The following is a 16,744-nucleotide window of genomic DNA, read 5'->3' as shown; positions in this document are numbered from 1 at the left end:
GTGGATCTCAGCACTGGCGTGCACCCCGGAGCGGAGGGCTATCTTACAGCAGGGTCGCCAACGCCGCAGGCCCGGGGCCATCGCCCTGCAAGACTGCGTCAGCCCAGTGCCGTCAGCCGCCGCATCACCCATTCCACGGGCCCCTGCGCCACCTTCTTGCTCCAGGCCCAGGCGGCCAGGCTGGCGATGATCACGTACAGCGCGGCGGCCACGGCCACTTCGCGCAGGCTGCGCGATCCGTCCAGCGCGCCCATGGCCTCCAGCAGGCCCATGCCGATGAGGATGTGGGCCAGGTACAGGGTCAGCGTCATGCGCCCGGCCGGCAGCAGGCCGCGCCACGGTCCACCGGGCCAGCGGTCGGCCAGCCGCAGGCAGGCGCCTATGGCAATGCTGGCGCAGCCCAGGCCCATCAGCAGGTAGGCCGGGCCGGGCGGCATGGGGCCGGTGGCCAGCCAGGGAGCCCAAGCGCTGCGGGCCGCAAGCGCCGGGACGGCGCAGGCCAATCCCACCATCACGCCACCCGCAGCCACCAGACCCCATTGCACGCGCGGCTCGGCCAGCGGCAGGCGCGCCAGCAGCATGCCGCACAGGAAGAACGCAAACCAGGGCAGCACCGGATGGAAGCCGTTGAACAGCAGGTTGCGCGCAAAGCCGGCCGGCTCCCACAGGCCCTGGTAGGACAGGCTGGCCCAGTCCCAGCCCTGGCTGTAGTCCAGCTGCAGCAAGGCCCAGGCGGAGAGCACGGCCACGGCCGCCATGCCGGCCAGCAGCGCCCTTGCGCCGGCCTGCAGCCAGGCGATGGCCAGCACGAAGTAGACCGCGTAGTAGTGAATGATGTCGGCCGGAAAGATCACCAGGTTCATGCCACCGGCCACCAGCAGGAACAGCGCGCGGCGCAGCGTCCAGAGGCGCGCCGTGGCCGGCTCCAGCGAGCGCGTGGCCAGCACCAGGCCCAGGCCTGCCAGCACCACGAAGGTGGCCGAGGCCTTGCCCTCCAGGAAATGGAAGAACGACAGCAGCCAGCCAGGCTCCTGCAGCGCGGGATGCATGGCCTGCTTGAAGTTGACGAACACCATGCCTGCCAGCGCGAGGTAGCGCGCCAGATCCAGCCCCGCCAGGCGGGCGCCCCTGCCGGTGGCATGCCTCATGTCGCGTCCACCCGTGCCTCGCCTCCAAGAAGGCAGGCCAGCAAGGCGGGATGCAGCACATCGACCCCTTCATCCGCCCCCGCGTCTTCTTGCGGCGTCACCGCCAGCGCAAAGCGCAGCGCATCGCTTTCCACCACATCCAGCAGCAGTTGCGCGGCCAGGCGCACGGGCACGGCGGGCCGCAAGAGGCCCTGCTGCGCCCCGCGCTCCATGAAGCCTGCCAGGCCGTCGAGCATGCGCCTGCGGTTGGCCTCGAAGGCGGGCGCCAGGCCCGGCGAACGCGCGATCTCGGACAGGCATTCTGCGCTGAGCACGGCCCATTCCCGCTGGCGGCACAGCGCCTGGTAGGCGGCCAGGAATTGCGCCACCACCGGCAGCGAAGGGGCTGCGGCCCGCTCCAGCGCCTGCAGCAAGGGCAGCAGCTCGGTCTGCTCCTGCGTGGCGACCTCGGCAATCAAGGCCTCCTTGCCGTCGAAGTGGTTGTACAGATTGCCCAGGCTCACCGAGGCGGCCTGCGCAATGTCGCGCATGCTGGTGCAGTGAAAGCCGCGCTCCACGAAGCACTGCAGGGCCGCCTGCACGATAAGGGCCCTGCGCTCGCTGATGTCTTCCTTCTTTTTCATGCCCCGAATGATGAACGAACGTTCATTCATAGTCAATACCGGGGCACGAAGTCACAGCGGCGGCATGGGGCCCACGCCCGAAGGAACGGCCTCCTCGTTGGGCCTGCAGGGCTGGCGCAGCATGCGCCGGCAGTCCGGCAGTTGCCGCTCATGGGCATAGGCGATGTGGCCCAGCACGATCTTCGACGGCCGGCTGCGGTCCAGCCAGACGGTGTTGGTCGAAGGCGTGGACAGATGGTCGAAGGCCCAGTACCCAGTCTGCGAAGGCGTGTCCAGGGTCACGCGCAGGCTGGAGCCCGCGCGGAACACATGGGCGAACTTCTGGATTTCCACGCGCATCAGCGTGGGCTCGCCGGGGCGCAGCGGGCGCACGGCGGCCTCGGTGAAATCGCCCCAGGGCCGCAAGGCGGTGGAGCGCTGGCCGTCCAGCGCGCGCATGGAGGCACGCAGCCAGCCGCGCTGCACGAACATCTCCTGGCCGTCGGGACGCACCTCCGAGACGGTGACCTGCACATCGGTGTCGCCGGCCGTGGCGCTGAGCCACAGGTCCAGCGAGGCCTCGCCATAAAAGCTCAGCGCGCGCGGCAGCGGGGCCGTGGTAAAGCGCAGCAGGCCCTGCCCGGCGGGGCTGGCCATCCATTGGCCCGCGCCGGACTCGGTGTCCGCGTCGGGATGGTTGGCATCGGCGCCCGGCAGCGGGTAGCGGTAGCTGGCCGATTGGCGCTCGGCCTGCGGCGGCGCATCGCCCAGCCCGCCGCCCGGCTGCAGCCACAGCGTCATGGGCGTGACGCGCACGGGCAGCCGGTCAAAGCTGGCCACGGCCGAGGGGCGCAGCTGCCCATAGTCGCCCCCACCGTTCATCCACTGCATTTCCTGCGCCAGCAGCACGCGCGGCGTGTGCTCGAAGCCGTTGCTCTCGCCCTTGAGAAAGCGCGCGTAAAAGCGCTTCATGGTCTCGCGAATAAAGGGGGCGCTGTCGGTGTGATGGTCGCCGTTGGAGCTGATCAGCCACATCTTGTCCGGGGCGATGCTGTCCTCGTAGTAGCCCATGCGGGTGCCCACCTGCTCGTCCTGCCAGGACTGGGTGCCCAGCGTGGGAATGTCGATGCGGTGCGTGGTGTACATGGCGCTCTTGCGCGCGTAGCGGGCGCCGAAGAAGCGGTCCTCGTCCAGCCAGCGCGCCATGTCCAGGTCGGGGCGCTGGATCTTGCGGATGTTGTCCTCCACGACCTGGGCGCATCCGGTATCGCCGTCCAGCGCCTTGGCGTCCTCGGCGGCCTTGCGCCATATCGCGGGGAACTGCCCCCACCAATTGGCGGGAAAGCCGATGTTCTCGATGCCGCCCGGATAGGCCACGTCGCGGTAGGGATCGGCCACGTTCTTGCCAGGTGCAATCGCCTTGAGGCTGGGCGGACGCTGGGCCGCCACCCACAGCTGGTCGTAGCCCGAGTATGAATAGCCCACCATGCCCACCTTGCCCGTGGACCACGCCTGGCGCGCAGCCCACTCCACCGCGTGCGCCCCGGCCGCGCCCACGGAGGCGTCGGCCCACTGGTTCTCGCCCGTGGAGCAGCCCGTGCCGGGCACGTTCAGGCCCATCACGGCATAGCCTTCCTTGGTCCATTCCTGGGTGGTCTGGTCGGTGACCGAGCCCGATCCGTAGCCGTCGTACTCCATCAGCACGGGAAAAGACCCCGGCCCCTTGGGAAAGACCACCGAATAGCGCATCTTGTTGCCGTCAGGCAGCTGGATGTAGCCCCAGATGCGCGGCCCGGGGTTGGTGCTGCCCGACGAGCCCCCGCCGCAGGCCGCAAGGCCCAGGGCAAGGGTGGCGATGCCGGCCGCGCCGAGCCACGCGCGGGAATGGCGAAAAGTCATCATGGATGGTCCTCCTGGTTGCTGATGCAGTCATGCCCGCAAGGGGGCAGGCCGCAATGTAGGACCGTCCGGACGCATGGCGCACGCGCAGGCTGAAGGGGGGCTGAAGCACGCCTGAAGACAGGCTGAAGGCGAACGCGGCCAATCGCCACGGCCTTAGGCCCCGGACCACGGCAGCCGCGCGCCACACTATGATTCGATTTTCAGTTCCTTGACCCCATGCCCCGCGCCCGCACATCCAAGCCCGCTCCGTCCGAAGAGAACACGGCCCCGTCCGGCGCCACAGCGCCGGGGCCGTCCATCGACGCCTCTTTCCTGCACACCCTGGTCGGCTACAACGCCCGGCGTGCCTCGATGTCCATCATCGAGGTGTTCGTGGAGCGCATGGCCACCCACGATCTCAAGATGGTGGAGTTCTCCGTGCTGTCCCTGGTGTCCCACAACCCCGGCATCACCTCGCGCCAGCTGTGCGCGGCGCTGGACGTGATGCCGCCCAACCTGGTGGGCCTGATCGCCGCCCTGGAGCGGCGCAAGCTCATCGAGCGCCGCCCCCATCCCACAGACCGCCGCGCCGTGGGCGTGCACCTGACGCCGGCCGGCGCCGAACTCACGGCCCAGGCCGAAAGAACGGCGGCCCAGCTGGAGATGGATGCCACCTACCGCCTGACCGATGCCGAGCGCAAAACGCTGATCCAGCTGCTGCAGAAGATCTACAACTGAGCGCGCTCAGTCCGCCTTCTGCGCGGCGGGCCGGTCCAAGCCCAGCAGCCGCACCGCATTGCCCTTGAGGATGCCGGGCATCACCTCGGGCTTGAAGCCGGCTTCCTGGAAATCCTTCATCCAGCGCTCGGGCGTGATCAGGGGATAGTCGCTGCCGAAGAGCACGCGGTCCCTGAGCAGGGTGTTGGCGTACTGCACCAGCTGCCGGGGAAAGTACTTGGGGCTCCAGCCCGACAGATCGATCCAGACATTGGGCTTGTGCAGGGCCACGGACAGGGCCTCGTCCTGCCAGGGAAAGCTGGGGTGGGCCATCACGATCTGCATGTCGGGAAAGTCGATGGCCACGTCGTCCAGGTGCATGGGATTGCTGTAGGCCAGGCGCAGGCCGCCGCCGCAGCGCATGCCGCTGCCAATGCCGCTGTGGCCCGTGTGGAAGATGGCCGGCAGTTGGTGCTCGGCCACCACCTCGTAGATCGGCCAGGCCATGCGGTCGTAGGGATGGAAGCCCTGCACCGTGGGGTGGAACTTGAAGCCCCTGACGCCCTCTTCCTCGATCAGCCGCCGCGCCTCGCGCGCACCCATGCGGCCCTTGTGCGGATCGATGCTGGCGAAGGCCACCATCATGTCGCTGTTGGCCCGCGCAGCCTCGGCGATCTCCTCGTTGGGAATGCGGCGCCGGCCCAGCTGCGATTCGCTGTCCACCGTGAACATCACCAGGCCCAGGTTGCGCTCGCGGTAATAGGCAACGGTCTCGGCGATGGTCGGGCGCCGGCCGTTGCCGAAGTACTTGTCGGCGGCGCGGTCGTACTCCTCGCCGTAGTTGTCGAACGGGTTCCAGCAGCTCACCTCGGCGTGCGTGTGGATGTCGATGGCAATGAGTTTTTCGTGGTCCATGTCTGTCTCCTGTGCGGCCTGCTGCCTGCCCCGCAATCAAGGGGAAGTCCCAATAAGAAATTCGCAAAGGCCGCTTGAATTGGTTATTAAATATAACCAAAATCGCGGCCATCAGAAAGCGATGCAGATGCAGGCAACGGCTGCCACGCAACGGATTCGCGCTGAGGCTTCACACCACCTTCCGAGGAGACACACATGGACAGAAAGATCCACAAGACCCGTTCCCGCGCCTTGCCGGCCGCGCTGGCCGCCGCCCTGCCCGCCCTGCTGCTGTCGGCCTGCGGCGGCTCGAGCGACGGCATCGCGCAGCTGGCCGAGGCCCGCCCCGCCACGCTGCTGTCGTGCACGGACCTGGCCGCGAAAATATCCTTCCCCAACACCCGCATCACCGCCGCCGAGACCGTGGCCGCCGGCACGCTGGCGGTGGCGGGCAAGCCCATTGCCGAGCACTGCCGCGTGACCGGCCGCATGCACGAGCGCGTCAGCACCGTGGATGGCCAGAACTACGCCGTGGGCTTCGAGATGCGCCTGCCGCGCGACTGGAACGGGCGCTTCTTCTACCAGGCCAACGGCGGGCTGGACGGCGTCGTGAGCACGGCCGTGGGCGCGCTGGGCGGCGGGCCGCTGGGCAACGCGCTGCAGATGGGCTTTGCCGTGCTCAGCTCCGATGCCGGGCATGCAGGCAGCCTGGGTCCCTTCTTCGGCCTGGACCCGCAGGCGCGGCTGGACTATGGCTACCAGGCCGTGGGCAAGCTCACGCCCATGGCGCGCAGCGCGCTGCAGACGGCCTATGGCAAGGGGCCTGACCGCTCCTACCTGGGCGGCTGCTCCAACGGCGGGCGCCACGCCATGGTGGCGGCCTCGCGCTATGCCGACCAGTACGACGGCATCATCGCCGGCAACCCCGGCACGCGCCTGCCGCTGGCGGCCATTGCCAACATTGCCGGCGCCCAGGGCTATGCGAAGCTGGCGACCACGGCCTCAGACCTGGGCACGGGCTTCACCCAGGCCGAGCGCCGCCTGGTCAGCCAGGCCGTGCTGGCCCGGTGCGATGCGCTGGACGGGGCCACCGACGGCATGGTGCAGGCCGGCGCAGCCTGCCAGGCGAGCTTCGACCTGTCGCGCGATGTGCCCACCTGCGGCGGTGCGCGCGACGGCAGCTGCCTCAGCGCCGAGCAAAAGAGTACCATTGCCGGCCTGTTCAAGGGCGCCACCACCAGCGGCGGCAGCCGCATCTACAGCAGCTTCCCATATGACGCGGGCCTGGATACGGCCGGCTGGGCCGGCTGGAAATTCTCCAACCCCATCAGCCGCGACTCCGGTGCCGTGGCCTTCATCTGGCAGACGCCGCCGGAAAGCGCCGCCAGCTTCAACGACGCGCAGTTCGCCCTCAACGGCAGCGTGGACAGCATGCTGGCCAAGGTGCAGGCGACCAACGGCACCTTCACGGAAAGCGGCCTGTCGCTGATGATGCCGCCCGACTACGGCAAGCTGCCCGTGCTGCGCAACCGGGGCGCCAAGCTCATGGTCTACCACGGCACGGCCGACCCCATCTTCTCCAGCGATGACACCGTGCAGTGGTACGACACGCTGCGCCGCAACCATGGCGACGCCGCCGACTTCGCCCGCCTGTACCTGGTGCCCGGCATGAACCACTGCAGCGGCGGCCCGGCCACCGATCAGTTCGACATGCTCAGCTCCCTCGTGGCCTGGGTGGAGAAAGGCCAGGCGCCGGACCGCGTGATCGCCAGTGCGCGCGGCGCGGGCAACGCGGGCGGCGCCAACGCCGACCTGCCCGCCAACTGGTCGCCCACGCGCACCCGGCCGCTGTGCCCCCATCCGCTGGCCGCCCGCTACAACGGCAGCGGCGACATGGAAAGCGCTGCCAGCTTCAGTTGCCGCTGACCATGCACTGAAGGCGGGCGGCGCCTGAACGGTCACCTGAACGGCCCGCCCCCTCCGCCCCCATCCACCCCTTGTCCGCAGTCCCGCCCCCGGCGGGGCCGGGCCCCGCTGCGCCTGAGAAAAGGCGCGCGGACAACCACGCCAAGACGGCAACGATTTTTCAAACCAGAGGAGACATCACCATGAAAACCACCCCATCCCCGCGGACCCTGGCGGCCACCGCCGTGCTGGCCCTGGCCGGCTCCGGCGCCAGCTTCGGCGCCTTCGCGCAAGGCACCTCCAGCGTCACGCTCTACGGCATCGTCGATGTGGGCGTGGAGCACCTGAACAATGTGGCGGCGGGCGGCGGTCTCAGCCGCATGCCATCGACCACCAGCATGGTGCCCTCGCGCTGGGGCCTGCGCGGCAGCGAGGACCTGGGCGGCGGCCTCAAGGCCATCTACACGCTGGAGTCGGGCTTTGCGCCCGACCAGGGCACCTTCAACCAAGGCGGGCGCGGCTTTGGCCGCCAAAGCTGGGTGGGCCTGGGCGGCAACTGGGGCAGCCTGACCATGGGCCGCCAGAACTCCATGCTGTTCTGGTCGCTGCTGGACTCGGACATCATCGGCCCGGCCGTCTTCGCCATGGGCTCGCTGGACGCCTACATTCCCAACTCGCGCGCCGACAACATGCTGGCCTGGCGCGGCAACTTCGGCGGGCTGGCACTGGGCGCGGGCTACAGCTTCGGGCGTGACACCGTCAATGCCGGCCCCAGCCCGGCAGGCACCAACTGCCCGGGCGAGAGCGGATCGGACACGCAGGCCTGCCGCCAGTGGTCGCTGTACGCCAAGTACGACACACCGGCCTGGGGCGTGGCGCTGGGCTACGAGCAGCAAAACGGCCGCACGCCGGCCTCGTCCACCGACCCGGTGTTCGGCGGCATGAACTCCAGCGCCAAGCATGACGAGCGCCTGCACCTGGGCGGCTACTTCAAGCTGGCCGGCGTGAAGATCGGCGGCGGCCTGCTGCGCCGCGACAACGACGGCGACGCCGTCAAGCCACGCAGCAACCTGTGGTACGTGGGCGCCTCCTACCCGGTCACCGAGGCCCTGGTGCTCGAAACCCAGTGGCTCACGCTGCGCTACCGCGGCGTGTCGGGCTACGACTCCGACCTGCTGGTGGCACGCGCCATCTACAACCTGTCCAAGCGCACGGCCGTCTACACGCAGCTCGGCCACATCCGCAACGACCGCCTGGCGACCGTCTCGGTCAGCGGCGGCGCGCCGGGCAGCAACACCGCGCCGGGACGCTCGCAGACCGGCATCAACGTGGGCATCCGCCACATGTTCTGAGCCGCTTCCATCCGCCTGCCTTTCCCATATTCACCAGGAGACATCCCATGCAGATGCATCGCCGTCATTTCGTCCAGGCCCTGGGCAGCGCCGCCGCCCTGGGCTCGCTGTCACCGCTGCAAGCCCTGGCCCAGGCACTGGACCAGATCAAGATCATGTACGGCTTTCCGGCCGGCAGCTCGGGCGACAGCGTGGCCCGCCGCGTGGCCGAGCGGCTGGGCAGCACGCCCTACAGCAAGGGCCCGGGCTTTGTGGAGAACAAGCCCGGCGCCGGAGGCCGCATCGCGGTGGAGGCCTTGAAGAACTCCCCGCCCAACGGTTCCGTGCTGGCACTGGCCCCCGTATCGGCCTTCTCGGTCTATCCCCACATCTACCCCAAGCTGACCTACAGGCCCGAAGACGCAACGCCCGTATCGATTGGCGCCGTGATCTACCACGGCCTGGCCGTGGGCCCCGCCGTGCCGGCCGAGGTCAAGACGCTCAAGGACTTCCTGGCCTGGGCCAAGGCCAACCCCGACCGCGCCAGCTTCGGCTCGCCGGGCGCGGGCTCCATGCCGCACCTGCTGGGCGCGCTGCTGGGCCTGCGCTCGGGCGTGGAGCTCAAGCACGCGCCCTATCGCGGCACCGTGCCGAGCATCACCGACCTGGTGGGCGGCCAGATCGCGGCCACCATGAACCCCAGCGGCGACTACCTGCAGTACCTGAAGGCCGGCCGCCTGCGCGTGCTGGCCACCTCGGGCAGGCAGCGCTCGCCCTTCCTGCCCGAGGTGCCCACCTTCACCGAGCTGGGCTTTCCCGATGTCACGGTGGAGGAATGGTTCGGGTTCTACGCGCCCGCCAAGACCCCGGCCGCCACCATTGCCAACGCCAACGCGGCCATCACCGCCGCGCTCAAGGACAAGGCCGTGATCGACGGGCTGGCGGCCCTGGGCCTGCTGGCGCGCGGCAGCACGCAGCAGGAGATGGCCGCCGACCAGCAGGCCGAGTTCGAGCGCTGGAGTTCGCTGGTCAAGCAGATCGGGTTCACGGGCGAGTCCTGATGGCGCACCCGGACGGCAGGTCCATATCCCTTCGCGAAACAAGGCCACACTCATGCAACAAATAATGTTGCATGAAACAGAACAGCCAATTCTCGGACGTCCTGCATGTGCTGCTGCACATGGCCGAGGGCGATGGACCTGCCACCTCCGACATGCTCGCCGCCGCGCTGCAGACCAACCCGGTCGTGCTGCGCCGGCTGATGTCGGGCCTGCGCGATGCAGGCCTTGTCACCTCCACCAAAGGCCATGGCGGGGGCTGGGTGCTGTCTTGCGAGCTGGACCGCACCACGCTGCGCGACGTGCATGAAGCCTTGGGCGCCCCTGATCTGGTGTCGCTGGGCTTCAGGGAAGACCGGCCCGAATGCCTGGTCGCCCAGGCCGTGAACGAAGCGCTGAGCAACGCGGTGCAGCAAGCCGAGGCCGCCCTGCTCGCGCGCCTGGGCTCGGTGACGCTGGCTGCCCTGTCCCAGGACTTCCATGCCCGCCTGGCGCGCCACCGCGCAGCGGGCGGCCAGGGCTGGTACCAACTGCAGGAGCACCAGCATGAAACACATTGATTTCGCCGTCATCGGCGGCAGCTATGCCGGCCTGTCCGCCGCCCTGCAACTGGCGCGTGCGCGCCGCCAGGTGCTGGTGGTCGATGCCGGGCTGCGGCGCAACCGCTTCGTGGACCAGGCCGGCGAAACATCGCACGGCTTTCTCACCCAGGATGGCGTCGCCCCCGCCCAGATCGCCGCCCAGGCCCGGCAGCAGCTGATGGCCTACCCCACCGTGCAGTGGCTGGACGGCACGGCCGAAGTCGCCCGCGTGGCGCCCGATGGCCGGCTGGAGTTCCGTGCAGCGGGCACCGCCATCAGCGCCGCCCGCCTCGTCCTGGCGCTGGGCGTGCATGACAGCCTGCCGCCCGTGCCGGGACTGGCCGAGCGCTGGGGCCGCAGCGTCTTCCATTGCCCGTACTGCCACGGCTACGAGATGAATGCGGGGCGCATCGGCATCATTGCCAGCTCGGCCCTGGCCCATCACCACGCCGTCATGCTTCCCGACTGGGGCCAGACCACCCTGCTGCTCAACGGCGCCTACGCGCCAAGTGCCGATGAGCTGGCCGCCTTCGCACGCCGCGGCACGCAGGTGGAGGCCACCCCCATCGCCCGCCTGGAAGGCCGGGCCGACGTGCTGCTGCAGGACGGCCGCCGCCTGGTCATGGATGGCCTGTTCACCCAGCCGCGCACCCGCATCGCCAGCCCCGTGGCCGAACAGCTGGGCTGCGCCCTGGAAGAAGGCCCCATGGGTCCCTTCGTCAAGGTCGCGGAAGGCCAGGCCACCAGCGTCCCCAACGTGTTCGCCTGTGGCGACGCGGCCCGCGCGGCCGGCAACGTGGCCATGGCCGTGAGCGATGGCGCCATGGCCGGCATTGGCGCGCACCGGTCGATGATGGGATGGTGAACTGCGGCGCCCGCCCTAGAGCGTGCTATGCACTTTGATGTGCCCGCGAAAGCCGGGAAAGGGGTCCGGGACGAGGCGTAGCACGCTTTATCCGAAGACCGCGCCGCCCGCATCCAGCGAGGGCGGCCGCAGAAGATCGGCATTGACGCCCATGGCCTCGCTGGCCCGCTCCACGGCCTGCCAAAGAGGGGCGGGCATCTGCAGTATTTCTTCGGGGGAATTCGCGCGGGCAATCCAGTCGCTGATCTCAACGTGCTGCTCGGGGGTGAGCAGGTCCAGGTTCAGCATTTCGTCAATGGTCTTCATCGGGTGTCGGTCTGTCGCTCGTGTGCGGAAGGTGTACGGAAAAGGAACGGCCCGTGCATTGTCAGCGGTCCACGGCAGGCAGTCGCTGCAGCAGGGCATCGCGGGCGCGCAGGCCGGCATTGGGCTTTTGCGCCTGCTCGTCCTGGATCAGCGTGGCGAACACCAGCCTGCGCTGGTCCTTGGTGGCCCAGCCCACGTACCAGCCATAGGCCCGGCTGGCGTCGTAGCGGTTGTCGCTGCCCGGCGAGCCCGTGCCCGTCTTGCCATGCACGGTCCAGCCGTCCACAGGCACGGGGTGCCGGGTGATGCGCGCAGTCATGTCGATGGCCTGACTGCTCACAGACAGTTCCCGGCGCACGATCCTGCGCATGAAGGCCACCTGCTCGGCCGCCGAGATGCGCAGCGAAGACACCACCCACACGCCGTTGTGGCCCGGGTCGGCCACTGGCACGGCAGAGACATCCTCGTTGCCATAGCGGAAGGCCTTCACGTAGGCGTCAAAGCGCTGCTGGCCCAGACGCATCACCACCTGCTGCGAGTACCAGAACACCGAGTCTTTCATCCACGCCTGGGGCGTGATATCGCGCCGCCAGGCATCCCCACCCCAGTCCGGATACTCCGGTTGGTACGGCCACGCGGGCCGGGACTCGTCCTGCAGGATGCCGGCGTCATAGCCCATCAGGCTGATGGCGATCTTGAAGGTGGACGCCGGCGTGACCCGCTCGGCGCAGGCCGGGCCGCTGTGCACCAGGGACTGGCCCGTGTCGGCGTCGGCGACGATGGTGCACAGTTCGTGCGCGACAACGGGGACGGGAACGGAAACCCAAAAAAAAGCTGCCACGGCCGTGGCAGCGGTCCCAGGAAATCTATGCATGTGCTGTGCGCTGCGGTGTTCGTATCTGGCGCGCGATCATAGATGCGCGCGCAGCCTTTGCAGAGCCCCTGCAGCAAACAGCCCCACGGCGCCCTGGGCAAGCGCGTGTGGGACTTACCCATGGATGGGAACTGCCCGCGGGGCTACGCCTGCGCCTCCTGCAACTGCCGCCACATCACCTTGCCGCTGCCGCTCTTGGGCAGGGCCTTGACGAACTCCACCACCTTGGGCGCCTTGTAGACGGCCATGTTCTCGCGGCACCACTGGATGATGTCCTCGGCCGTGGTGTCTTCCTTGCCGGCACGCAGCACGACGACGGCCTTGACCGACTCGCCCCGGTAGGCGTCGCGCGTGGAGATCACGCAGGCTTCCTGGATGGCGGGGTGGCGGAACATCAGCGATTCGACCTCGGCCGGCCAGACCTTGAAGCCGCTGGCGTTGATCATGCGCTTGAGGCGGTCGGTGATGAAGTAGTAGCCGTCCTCATCCACGTGGCCCAGGTCGCCGGTGCGAAAGAACCGCTTGCCGTCGATCTCCATGAAGACCTGGGCCGTGGCGTCGGGGCGCTTCCAGTAGCCGTCGAAGACCTCGGGCCCGTGGACCACGATCTCGCCCTGCTCGCCCTGGGGCACTTCGGCACCGGTGTCAGGATCGATGACGCGCGCCTCCGTGCTCATGAAGGGAATGCCCAGGCACTGCTGCTTGGGGTGCTCGGACGGGTTGCTGTGCGTGGGCGCAGCGGTCTCGGTCAGGCCGTAGCCCTCGCAAAAGCGCAGGCCGTATTGCTCCAGCAGGCGCTGGGCCACGGCCTGGGGCATGGCCGCGCCGCCGCCGCCGATGTACTTGAGGCTGGTGAGGTCGAACTGCGCGAAGTTGGGGCTGCCCAGCAGGTCGATGACCATGGTGGGGATGTTGGTCCAGCTGGTGACCTGGTAGCGCGAGATCAGCCGCCCGGCCAGCTCGCGGTCCCAGCGCGGCATGACCACCACGGTGGCACCCATGAAGATGGCCGTGTGCAGCACCGACACCATGCCCGTGATGTGGAACATGGGCACCACCGCCAGCACGACCGCCTCGCTGGTGCCGCTGCCCCAGTAGCTGCCGGCCACGGCGTTGTGGTTGATGGAGCGGTGCGGGTGCATGCAGCCCTTGGGGTGGCCCGTGGTGCCGCTGGTGTAGGGCAGCACGGCCATGTCGTCGCGGCCCACCACATGGGGCGGCGCAGCGTCGGTGCAGGCCAGGGCCTGCTGCCAGGTGTGGACGCTGCCGCCCTCCAGCACAGCCGGCTCGCGCCGGGTGAGCAGCCAGTCGTGCCACTGCGCAGGCGGCGCATCGTCGCCCTGCACACCGGCATCGAAGGCATCGGTGAACTGGGTGACGATCAGGTGATCGAGCCGCTGGCCCGGCGCCAGCGCGTTGCTGGCCTTGGCCAGCTCGGGGGCCAGGTCGGCCGTGGTGATGGCGACCTTGGCGTCGGCGTCGGTGATGTAGTGCTTGAGCTCCTCGGCCATGTTCATGGGATTGACCGGCACCACCACGGCATTGGCGCGGAAGATGGCGTAGTGCGCCAGGATGAGCTGAGGCGTGTTCTGCATCAGCAGGATCACGCGGTCGCCGCGCTGCACGCCCAGGCTGTGCAGGTAGGCCGCCATGCGCTCCGTGCCCTCGCACAGCTCGCGGTAGCTGATGGAGCTGCCGAAGTAGCGGATGGCCGGCTTGTCGGGATAGCGGCGCGCGTTGACGGCCAGGTTCTCCCATACGCTGGTGGCGGGCACGGTGATGGAATGGGGCAGACGGCTGGGCCAGAAGGCGTGGTGCGCGGGCAGGGTCGACATGGACGGATGGGCGTTGAATGGTCGGTGAGTGGATCGGACGGCGGCAATCCGCCTTGCCAGCGAGGCTAGGCGCACACCCGGTTCCCGGCATTGGGGAAGGCCCCAGGGAATCGTCGCCAAAGTGACGCTTGAGCGCCCATGGCATACCGGTGCCACCGCAACTCGCCTTGTGCTTTCGCAAGCCGGCCACGCGCACGCCACAAGTACGCCACGGGTACGATGGCGCCATGCCCTCCACGCCCTCCACGCCCGCCATGCCCCACCTGTCCCGCCTGCAGCTGTCGCTGCGCGATCTGCTGGCCCGCCGCCGCAGCGCGGCCCTGGCCACCCAGCCCGCCGACTCCCCTGCCCCCGGGACTGGCGATGCACTGCCCGCTCCCCGTCTGTCCATGGTGCCCTGGGCCTGGAATGCGCAGTTTGGCTGCTTTGTGCTGCACGTCAGCGCACTGGCAGCGCACACGCGGGCCATGGAGCTGCACCCGGCCGTCAGCCTGCTGGTGTGCGCGGCCGAAGTGGACGGCGAGGGCGTGCATGCACTGGAGCGCGTGGCCATTGAAGGCGTGGCCAGCACGCCGCCGCCCGGCAGCGTGCTGGCCGATGGTGCGCGCGACAGCTATGTGCTGCGCTTCCCCGAAGCCGCGTTCATGACCGATCTGGGCGACTTCCGCTTTGTCTGCATCACGCCATCCATCGCCCGGCACGTGGCGGGCTTTGGCGCGGCGCGCGATGTGTCGGCCCATGACCTGATCGAAGCACTGAGCATCCAGCCCAGCTGACTCACGTGCCCCGCACGTGGGCCGCGATCAGGGCGCCCGCCGCATCGCCCTGCCCCGCCACGCAGGCGCGCACATGGTCCTCCCACATCTGGCCCTGCTGCTCCACCTGGGCATGGACAAAACGCTGCAGCATGCGCCGGGGATCGTCGCAGCGCTCGTAGGCATAGGGATCACCGCGCATGCACAGCGCCTTGAACTGCAGCCAGGCGGACTGCCGCGTGACGGGCATGCCCTGCAGGCGCTGCCACTGGTGCAGCAGCTCATGGGCAAAGATGCCTGCGATCTGCGGATGCGACAGGCGCAGCGGCTGGCGCGGATCGGACTGCATGAAAAAGGCGCGCGGCATGAAGATGCGCCCGCCATTCATGGACAGCGCCCTGCGCGTGTCGCCCAGGCGGCGCAGATAAAGGCGCATGCGCGGCAGCAGCGCATCCAGCGAGGCGCCGAAGTGCGTGCGCACAAAGGCCTGTTCCTGCGCATCGAGCGGCCGGCTCCAGAACACCATGCTCAGTCCCCCGGCCCCTGCCGATAGCGCCGTGCCATGAAATCCACGAAGGCACGCACGGCCGGGCGCAGATGCCGCGTGCGCGGATACAGCGCGTGGTAGCTGTACTGCCCCAGATGAAAACAGGGCAGCACCCGCACCAGCTGGCCGCGCTCGATGGCCGAGCGCACGGTATGCCAGGTCAGCGCCGCAATGCCCCGCCCCGCGCGTGCGGCCTCGAAGATGGTGGCCACCGAATCGGTGCGCAATGCCGCTAGCGGCTGGACCTCGGTGACAGCGCCCTGCCCGGACACCACGCTCCAGCGCAACTGGGCCGGACCCGCAGCAAAGGCCAGGGCGCGGTGCGCGGCCAGTTGCTCTGGCGCCTGCACCACCCCGTGGCGCATCAGATAGGCGGGCGAAGCCACCAGCACCAGAGGCGAATGCGTGAGCAGCCGCGCCTGCAGTCCACTGTCCGGCAATTGCCGGCTGATGCGCACGGCTGCATCCACGCCCTCGGCCACCAGGTCCACCAGCCGGTCGGTGCACAGCAGTTGCAGCTCCAGATCCGGGAATTGCTGCTCGAACTCGGGCAGCCAGTCGCCCAGCTCGATGGCGCCCACGGCCAGCGGCAGCGTGATGCGCAGCACGCCCGCCACGCGTGCGCGGCGCACGGCCAGCGCGGCCTCGGCCGCATCGAGCTGCTCCAGCAACTGCACGCAGCTGAGGTAGTAGCTGCGCCCCGCCTCGGTCAGGCTCAGCCCGCGCGAATTGCGCTGCAGCAGCTGCGTGCCCAGTTCCGACTCCAGCCATTTGACATGGCGCGAGGCGGTCGAATGCGTCATGCCCAGCCTGTCCTGCGCCGCCGTGAAGCCCTGCGCATCCACTACGCCGCAAAACACCCGCATGGCCTGCCATCTGTCCATTGCCCGTGCACTCCTTTGGCGGGGATTGTGGGGCATGCGGGCGGCCGCATTCCGTTGCGCCACAGCCCCACGCCGGCCCCTTTTCCGCCCCATTCCTCCCTTTGGGCCGCAGAAACAGACTATTCCTAGAGACAAGCACGCCGCAGCTGCCTAGATTGACCGGCAACCCGGACACAGGCTTGCCTCCACCAGCTCCCCGCCAGACGCATGGCCGCCTCCTGCCCGAGATTCCTAAAAATCCCGAGGGAGAAACTCACATGCACCCACGGCACACGCTGCTGCGCAGCGCCTTGCTATGCCTCGCCGCACTGCTGGCCCAGGCCACGCCTACCCTGGCGACTGCCGCCCCCAACCTGGGCGGCGGCTCCGGCAAATGCGACCCCACCGTGCAAAGCTGCGCCCCCGGCACGGGCGGCGGCATCGACCTTGGCGGTGGCGGTGGCGGCTCGGGCGGCGGCACCTGCGCCCCCACGCCCGGCGGCAGCCCCTGCGGCGGCGCCGGCCCCGCCACCCAGGGCAACTCCAGCAGCACCAACCAGGGCGCAGGCAACCCCATCCATC

The 16,744-nt window shown here is 69.1% G+C and carries 16 protein-coding genes and 1 pseudogene; 8 read left to right on the top strand and 9 right to left on the bottom strand.

The genetic code is table 11. The features are described from left to right. Positions 1 to 98: 98 nt before the first annotated feature. From DTS01S_RS26025 to DTS01S_RS26015, 3 genes are read right to left on the bottom strand one after another with little or no spacing between them, the layout of a single operon-like run. The gene (locus tag DTS01S_RS26025) at positions 99 to 1,148 is read right to left on the bottom strand and encodes a DUF418 domain-containing protein (protein WP_061289613.1); all 1,050 of its coding nucleotides are present in this window, start codon (positions 1,146 to 1,148) and stop codon (positions 99 to 101) included. Next, positions 1,145 to 1,771 carry a TetR/AcrR family transcriptional regulator gene (locus DTS01S_RS26020; RefSeq protein WP_061289610.1) on the bottom strand — a complete coding sequence of 209 codons (627 nt, stop codon included), beginning with the start codon at positions 1,769 to 1,771 and terminating at the stop codon, positions 1,145 to 1,147. Before DTS01S_RS26020 ends, DTS01S_RS26025 begins: the two co-directional genes overlap by 4 nt. A 51-nt stretch (positions 1,772 to 1,822) precedes the next feature. Beyond that, on the bottom strand, positions 1,823 to 3,652 hold the full coding sequence (locus DTS01S_RS26015; protein ID WP_061289607.1) for a CocE/NonD family hydrolase: 1,830 nt from the start codon (positions 3,650 to 3,652) through the stop codon (positions 1,823 to 1,825). Between the two features lie 216 nt (positions 3,653 to 3,868). Between DTS01S_RS26015 and DTS01S_RS26010 the strand changes: the two genes are divergently transcribed. Beyond that, entirely contained in the window at positions 3,869 to 4,369 is a 501-nt protein-coding gene (locus DTS01S_RS26010; protein ID WP_017406023.1) for a MarR family winged helix-turn-helix transcriptional regulator, read from the top strand. 6 nt (positions 4,370 to 4,375) lie between these two features. On the opposite strand, the gene DTS01S_RS26005 is transcribed toward DTS01S_RS26010, so the two are convergent. Further along, the gene (locus tag DTS01S_RS26005) at positions 4,376 to 5,263 is read right to left on the bottom strand and encodes a 4-hydroxyphenyl-beta-ketoacyl-CoA hydrolase (RefSeq protein WP_016450570.1); all 888 of its coding nucleotides are present in this window, start codon (positions 5,261 to 5,263) and stop codon (positions 4,376 to 4,378) included. A 195-nt stretch (positions 5,264 to 5,458) separates the two neighbouring features. Between DTS01S_RS26005 and DTS01S_RS26000 the strand changes: the two genes are divergently transcribed. The 5 genes from DTS01S_RS26000 to DTS01S_RS25980 all read left to right on the top strand — a co-directional run bounded on the left by DTS01S_RS26000 (position 5,459) and on the right by DTS01S_RS25980 (position 10,982). Beyond that, positions 5,459 to 7,168, top strand: coding sequence for a tannase/feruloyl esterase family alpha/beta hydrolase (locus DTS01S_RS26000; RefSeq protein WP_017406024.1), 1,710 nt, complete (start codon positions 5,459 to 5,461; stop codon positions 7,166 to 7,168). A 182-nt stretch (positions 7,169 to 7,350) separates the two neighbouring features. Then, positions 7,351 to 8,499 (top strand): porin, encoded by a 1,149-nt coding sequence (locus DTS01S_RS25995; RefSeq protein ID WP_016450572.1) that lies wholly within the window; start codon positions 7,351 to 7,353, stop codon positions 8,497 to 8,499. Between the two features lie 47 nt (positions 8,500 to 8,546). Beyond that, positions 8,547 to 9,539 carry a tripartite tricarboxylate transporter substrate-binding protein gene (locus DTS01S_RS25990; protein ID WP_017406025.1) on the top strand — a complete coding sequence of 331 codons (993 nt, stop codon included), beginning with the start codon at positions 8,547 to 8,549 and terminating at the stop codon, positions 9,537 to 9,539. Positions 9,540 to 9,610: 71 nt separating this feature from the next. Beyond that, positions 9,611 to 10,096, top strand: a complete 486-nt coding sequence (locus tag DTS01S_RS25985) for an Rrf2 family transcriptional regulator (protein WP_017406026.1) — start codon at positions 9,611 to 9,613, stop codon at positions 10,094 to 10,096. Further along, entirely contained in the window at positions 10,083 to 10,982 is a 900-nt protein-coding gene (locus tag DTS01S_RS25980) for an NAD(P)/FAD-dependent oxidoreductase (protein ID WP_061289604.1), read from the top strand. The genes DTS01S_RS25985 and DTS01S_RS25980 overlap by 14 nt, the downstream gene beginning before the upstream one ends. 87 nt (positions 10,983 to 11,069) lie before the next feature. Here DTS01S_RS25980 and DTS01S_RS25975 read toward each other — a convergent pair whose 3' ends face one another. From DTS01S_RS25975 to DTS01S_RS25965, 3 genes are all read right to left on the bottom strand, one after another. Continuing rightward, positions 11,070 to 11,288: a hypothetical protein gene (locus DTS01S_RS25975; RefSeq protein ID WP_012206342.1), complete on the bottom strand. Its 219-nt coding sequence runs from the start codon at positions 11,286 to 11,288 to the stop codon at positions 11,070 to 11,072. A 61-nt stretch (positions 11,289 to 11,349) separates the two neighbouring features. After that, positions 11,350 to 12,162 (bottom strand): class D beta-lactamase, encoded by an 813-nt coding sequence (gene blaOXA, locus DTS01S_RS25970; protein ID WP_061289601.1) that lies wholly within the window; start codon positions 12,160 to 12,162, stop codon positions 11,350 to 11,352. Positions 12,163 to 12,305: 143 nt separating this feature from the next. After that, positions 12,306 to 13,997, bottom strand: coding sequence for a long-chain fatty acid--CoA ligase (locus DTS01S_RS25965; RefSeq protein WP_016450578.1), 1,692 nt, complete (start codon positions 13,995 to 13,997; stop codon positions 12,306 to 12,308). 254 nt (positions 13,998 to 14,251) lie between these two features. On the opposite strand from DTS01S_RS25965, the gene DTS01S_RS25960 reads away from it, so the two are divergent. Beyond that, positions 14,252 to 14,773: a pyridoxamine 5'-phosphate oxidase family protein gene (locus DTS01S_RS25960; RefSeq protein ID WP_061289642.1), complete on the top strand. Its 522-nt coding sequence runs from the start codon at positions 14,252 to 14,254 to the stop codon at positions 14,771 to 14,773. Position 14,774: 1 nt separating this feature from the next. On the opposite strand, the gene DTS01S_RS25955 is transcribed toward DTS01S_RS25960, so the two are convergent. Both DTS01S_RS25955 and DTS01S_RS25950 read right to left on the bottom strand, forming a co-directional pair. After that, entirely contained in the window at positions 14,775 to 15,278 is a 504-nt protein-coding gene (locus tag DTS01S_RS25955; protein WP_043790241.1) for a hypothetical protein, read from the bottom strand. Between the two features lie 2 nt (positions 15,279 to 15,280). Further along, positions 15,281 to 16,183: a LysR family transcriptional regulator gene (locus DTS01S_RS25950; protein ID WP_016453252.1), complete on the bottom strand. Its 903-nt coding sequence runs from the start codon at positions 16,181 to 16,183 to the stop codon at positions 15,281 to 15,283. 257 nt (positions 16,184 to 16,440) lie between these two features. Between DTS01S_RS25950 and DTS01S_RS25945 the strand changes: the two are divergent. Next, positions 16,441 to 16,744: pseudogene (locus tag DTS01S_RS25945) on the top strand (hypothetical protein); the annotation flags it as partial.

Source organism: Delftia tsuruhatensis NBRC 16741 (assembly GCF_001571325.1).
In the GTDB taxonomy this organism is placed as follows: Bacteria; Pseudomonadota; Gammaproteobacteria; order Burkholderiales; family Burkholderiaceae_C; genus Comamonas; species Comamonas tsuruhatensis.
Note: the sequence above shows the minus strand (reverse complement) of the source record. Positions and strands in the feature narration are given on the sequence as shown.

Coding starts and splice junctions, on each gene's coding strand:
- blaOXA (WP_061289601.1), bottom strand. CDS start 12,162: ATGCATAGATTTCCTGGGACCGCTGCCACGGCCGTGGCAGCTTTTTTT.
- DTS01S_RS25965 (WP_016450578.1), bottom strand. CDS start 13,997: ATGTCGACCCTGCCCGCGCACCACGCCTTCTGGCCCAGCCGTCTGCCC.
- DTS01S_RS25960 (WP_061289642.1), top strand. CDS start 14,252: ATGCCCCACCTGTCCCGCCTGCAGCTGTCGCTGCGCGATCTGCTGGCC.
- DTS01S_RS26015 (WP_061289607.1), bottom strand. CDS start 3,652: ATGATGACTTTTCGCCATTCCCGCGCGTGGCTCGGCGCGGCCGGCATC.
- DTS01S_RS25975 (WP_012206342.1), bottom strand. CDS start 11,288: ATGAAGACCATTGACGAAATGCTGAACCTGGACCTGCTCACCCCCGAG.
- DTS01S_RS25980 (WP_061289604.1), top strand. CDS start 10,083: ATGAAACACATTGATTTCGCCGTCATCGGCGGCAGCTATGCCGGCCTG.
- DTS01S_RS26000 (WP_017406024.1), top strand. CDS start 5,459: ATGGACAGAAAGATCCACAAGACCCGTTCCCGCGCCTTGCCGGCCGCG.
- DTS01S_RS25990 (WP_017406025.1), top strand. CDS start 8,547: ATGCAGATGCATCGCCGTCATTTCGTCCAGGCCCTGGGCAGCGCCGCC.
- DTS01S_RS26020 (WP_061289610.1), bottom strand. CDS start 1,771: ATGAAAAAGAAGGAAGACATCAGCGAGCGCAGGGCCCTTATCGTGCAG.
- DTS01S_RS25985 (WP_017406026.1), top strand. CDS start 9,611: ATGAAACAGAACAGCCAATTCTCGGACGTCCTGCATGTGCTGCTGCAC.
- DTS01S_RS26005 (WP_016450570.1), bottom strand. CDS start 5,263: ATGGACCACGAAAAACTCATTGCCATCGACATCCACACGCACGCCGAG.
- DTS01S_RS26025 (WP_061289613.1), bottom strand. CDS start 1,148: ATGAGGCATGCCACCGGCAGGGGCGCCCGCCTGGCGGGGCTGGATCTG.
- DTS01S_RS25995 (WP_016450572.1), top strand. CDS start 7,351: ATGAAAACCACCCCATCCCCGCGGACCCTGGCGGCCACCGCCGTGCTG.
- DTS01S_RS25955 (WP_043790241.1), bottom strand. CDS start 15,278: ATGGTGTTCTGGAGCCGGCCGCTCGATGCGCAGGAACAGGCCTTTGTG.
- DTS01S_RS25950 (WP_016453252.1), bottom strand. CDS start 16,183: ATGGACAGATGGCAGGCCATGCGGGTGTTTTGCGGCGTAGTGGATGCG.
- DTS01S_RS26010 (WP_017406023.1), top strand. CDS start 3,869: ATGCCCCGCGCCCGCACATCCAAGCCCGCTCCGTCCGAAGAGAACACG.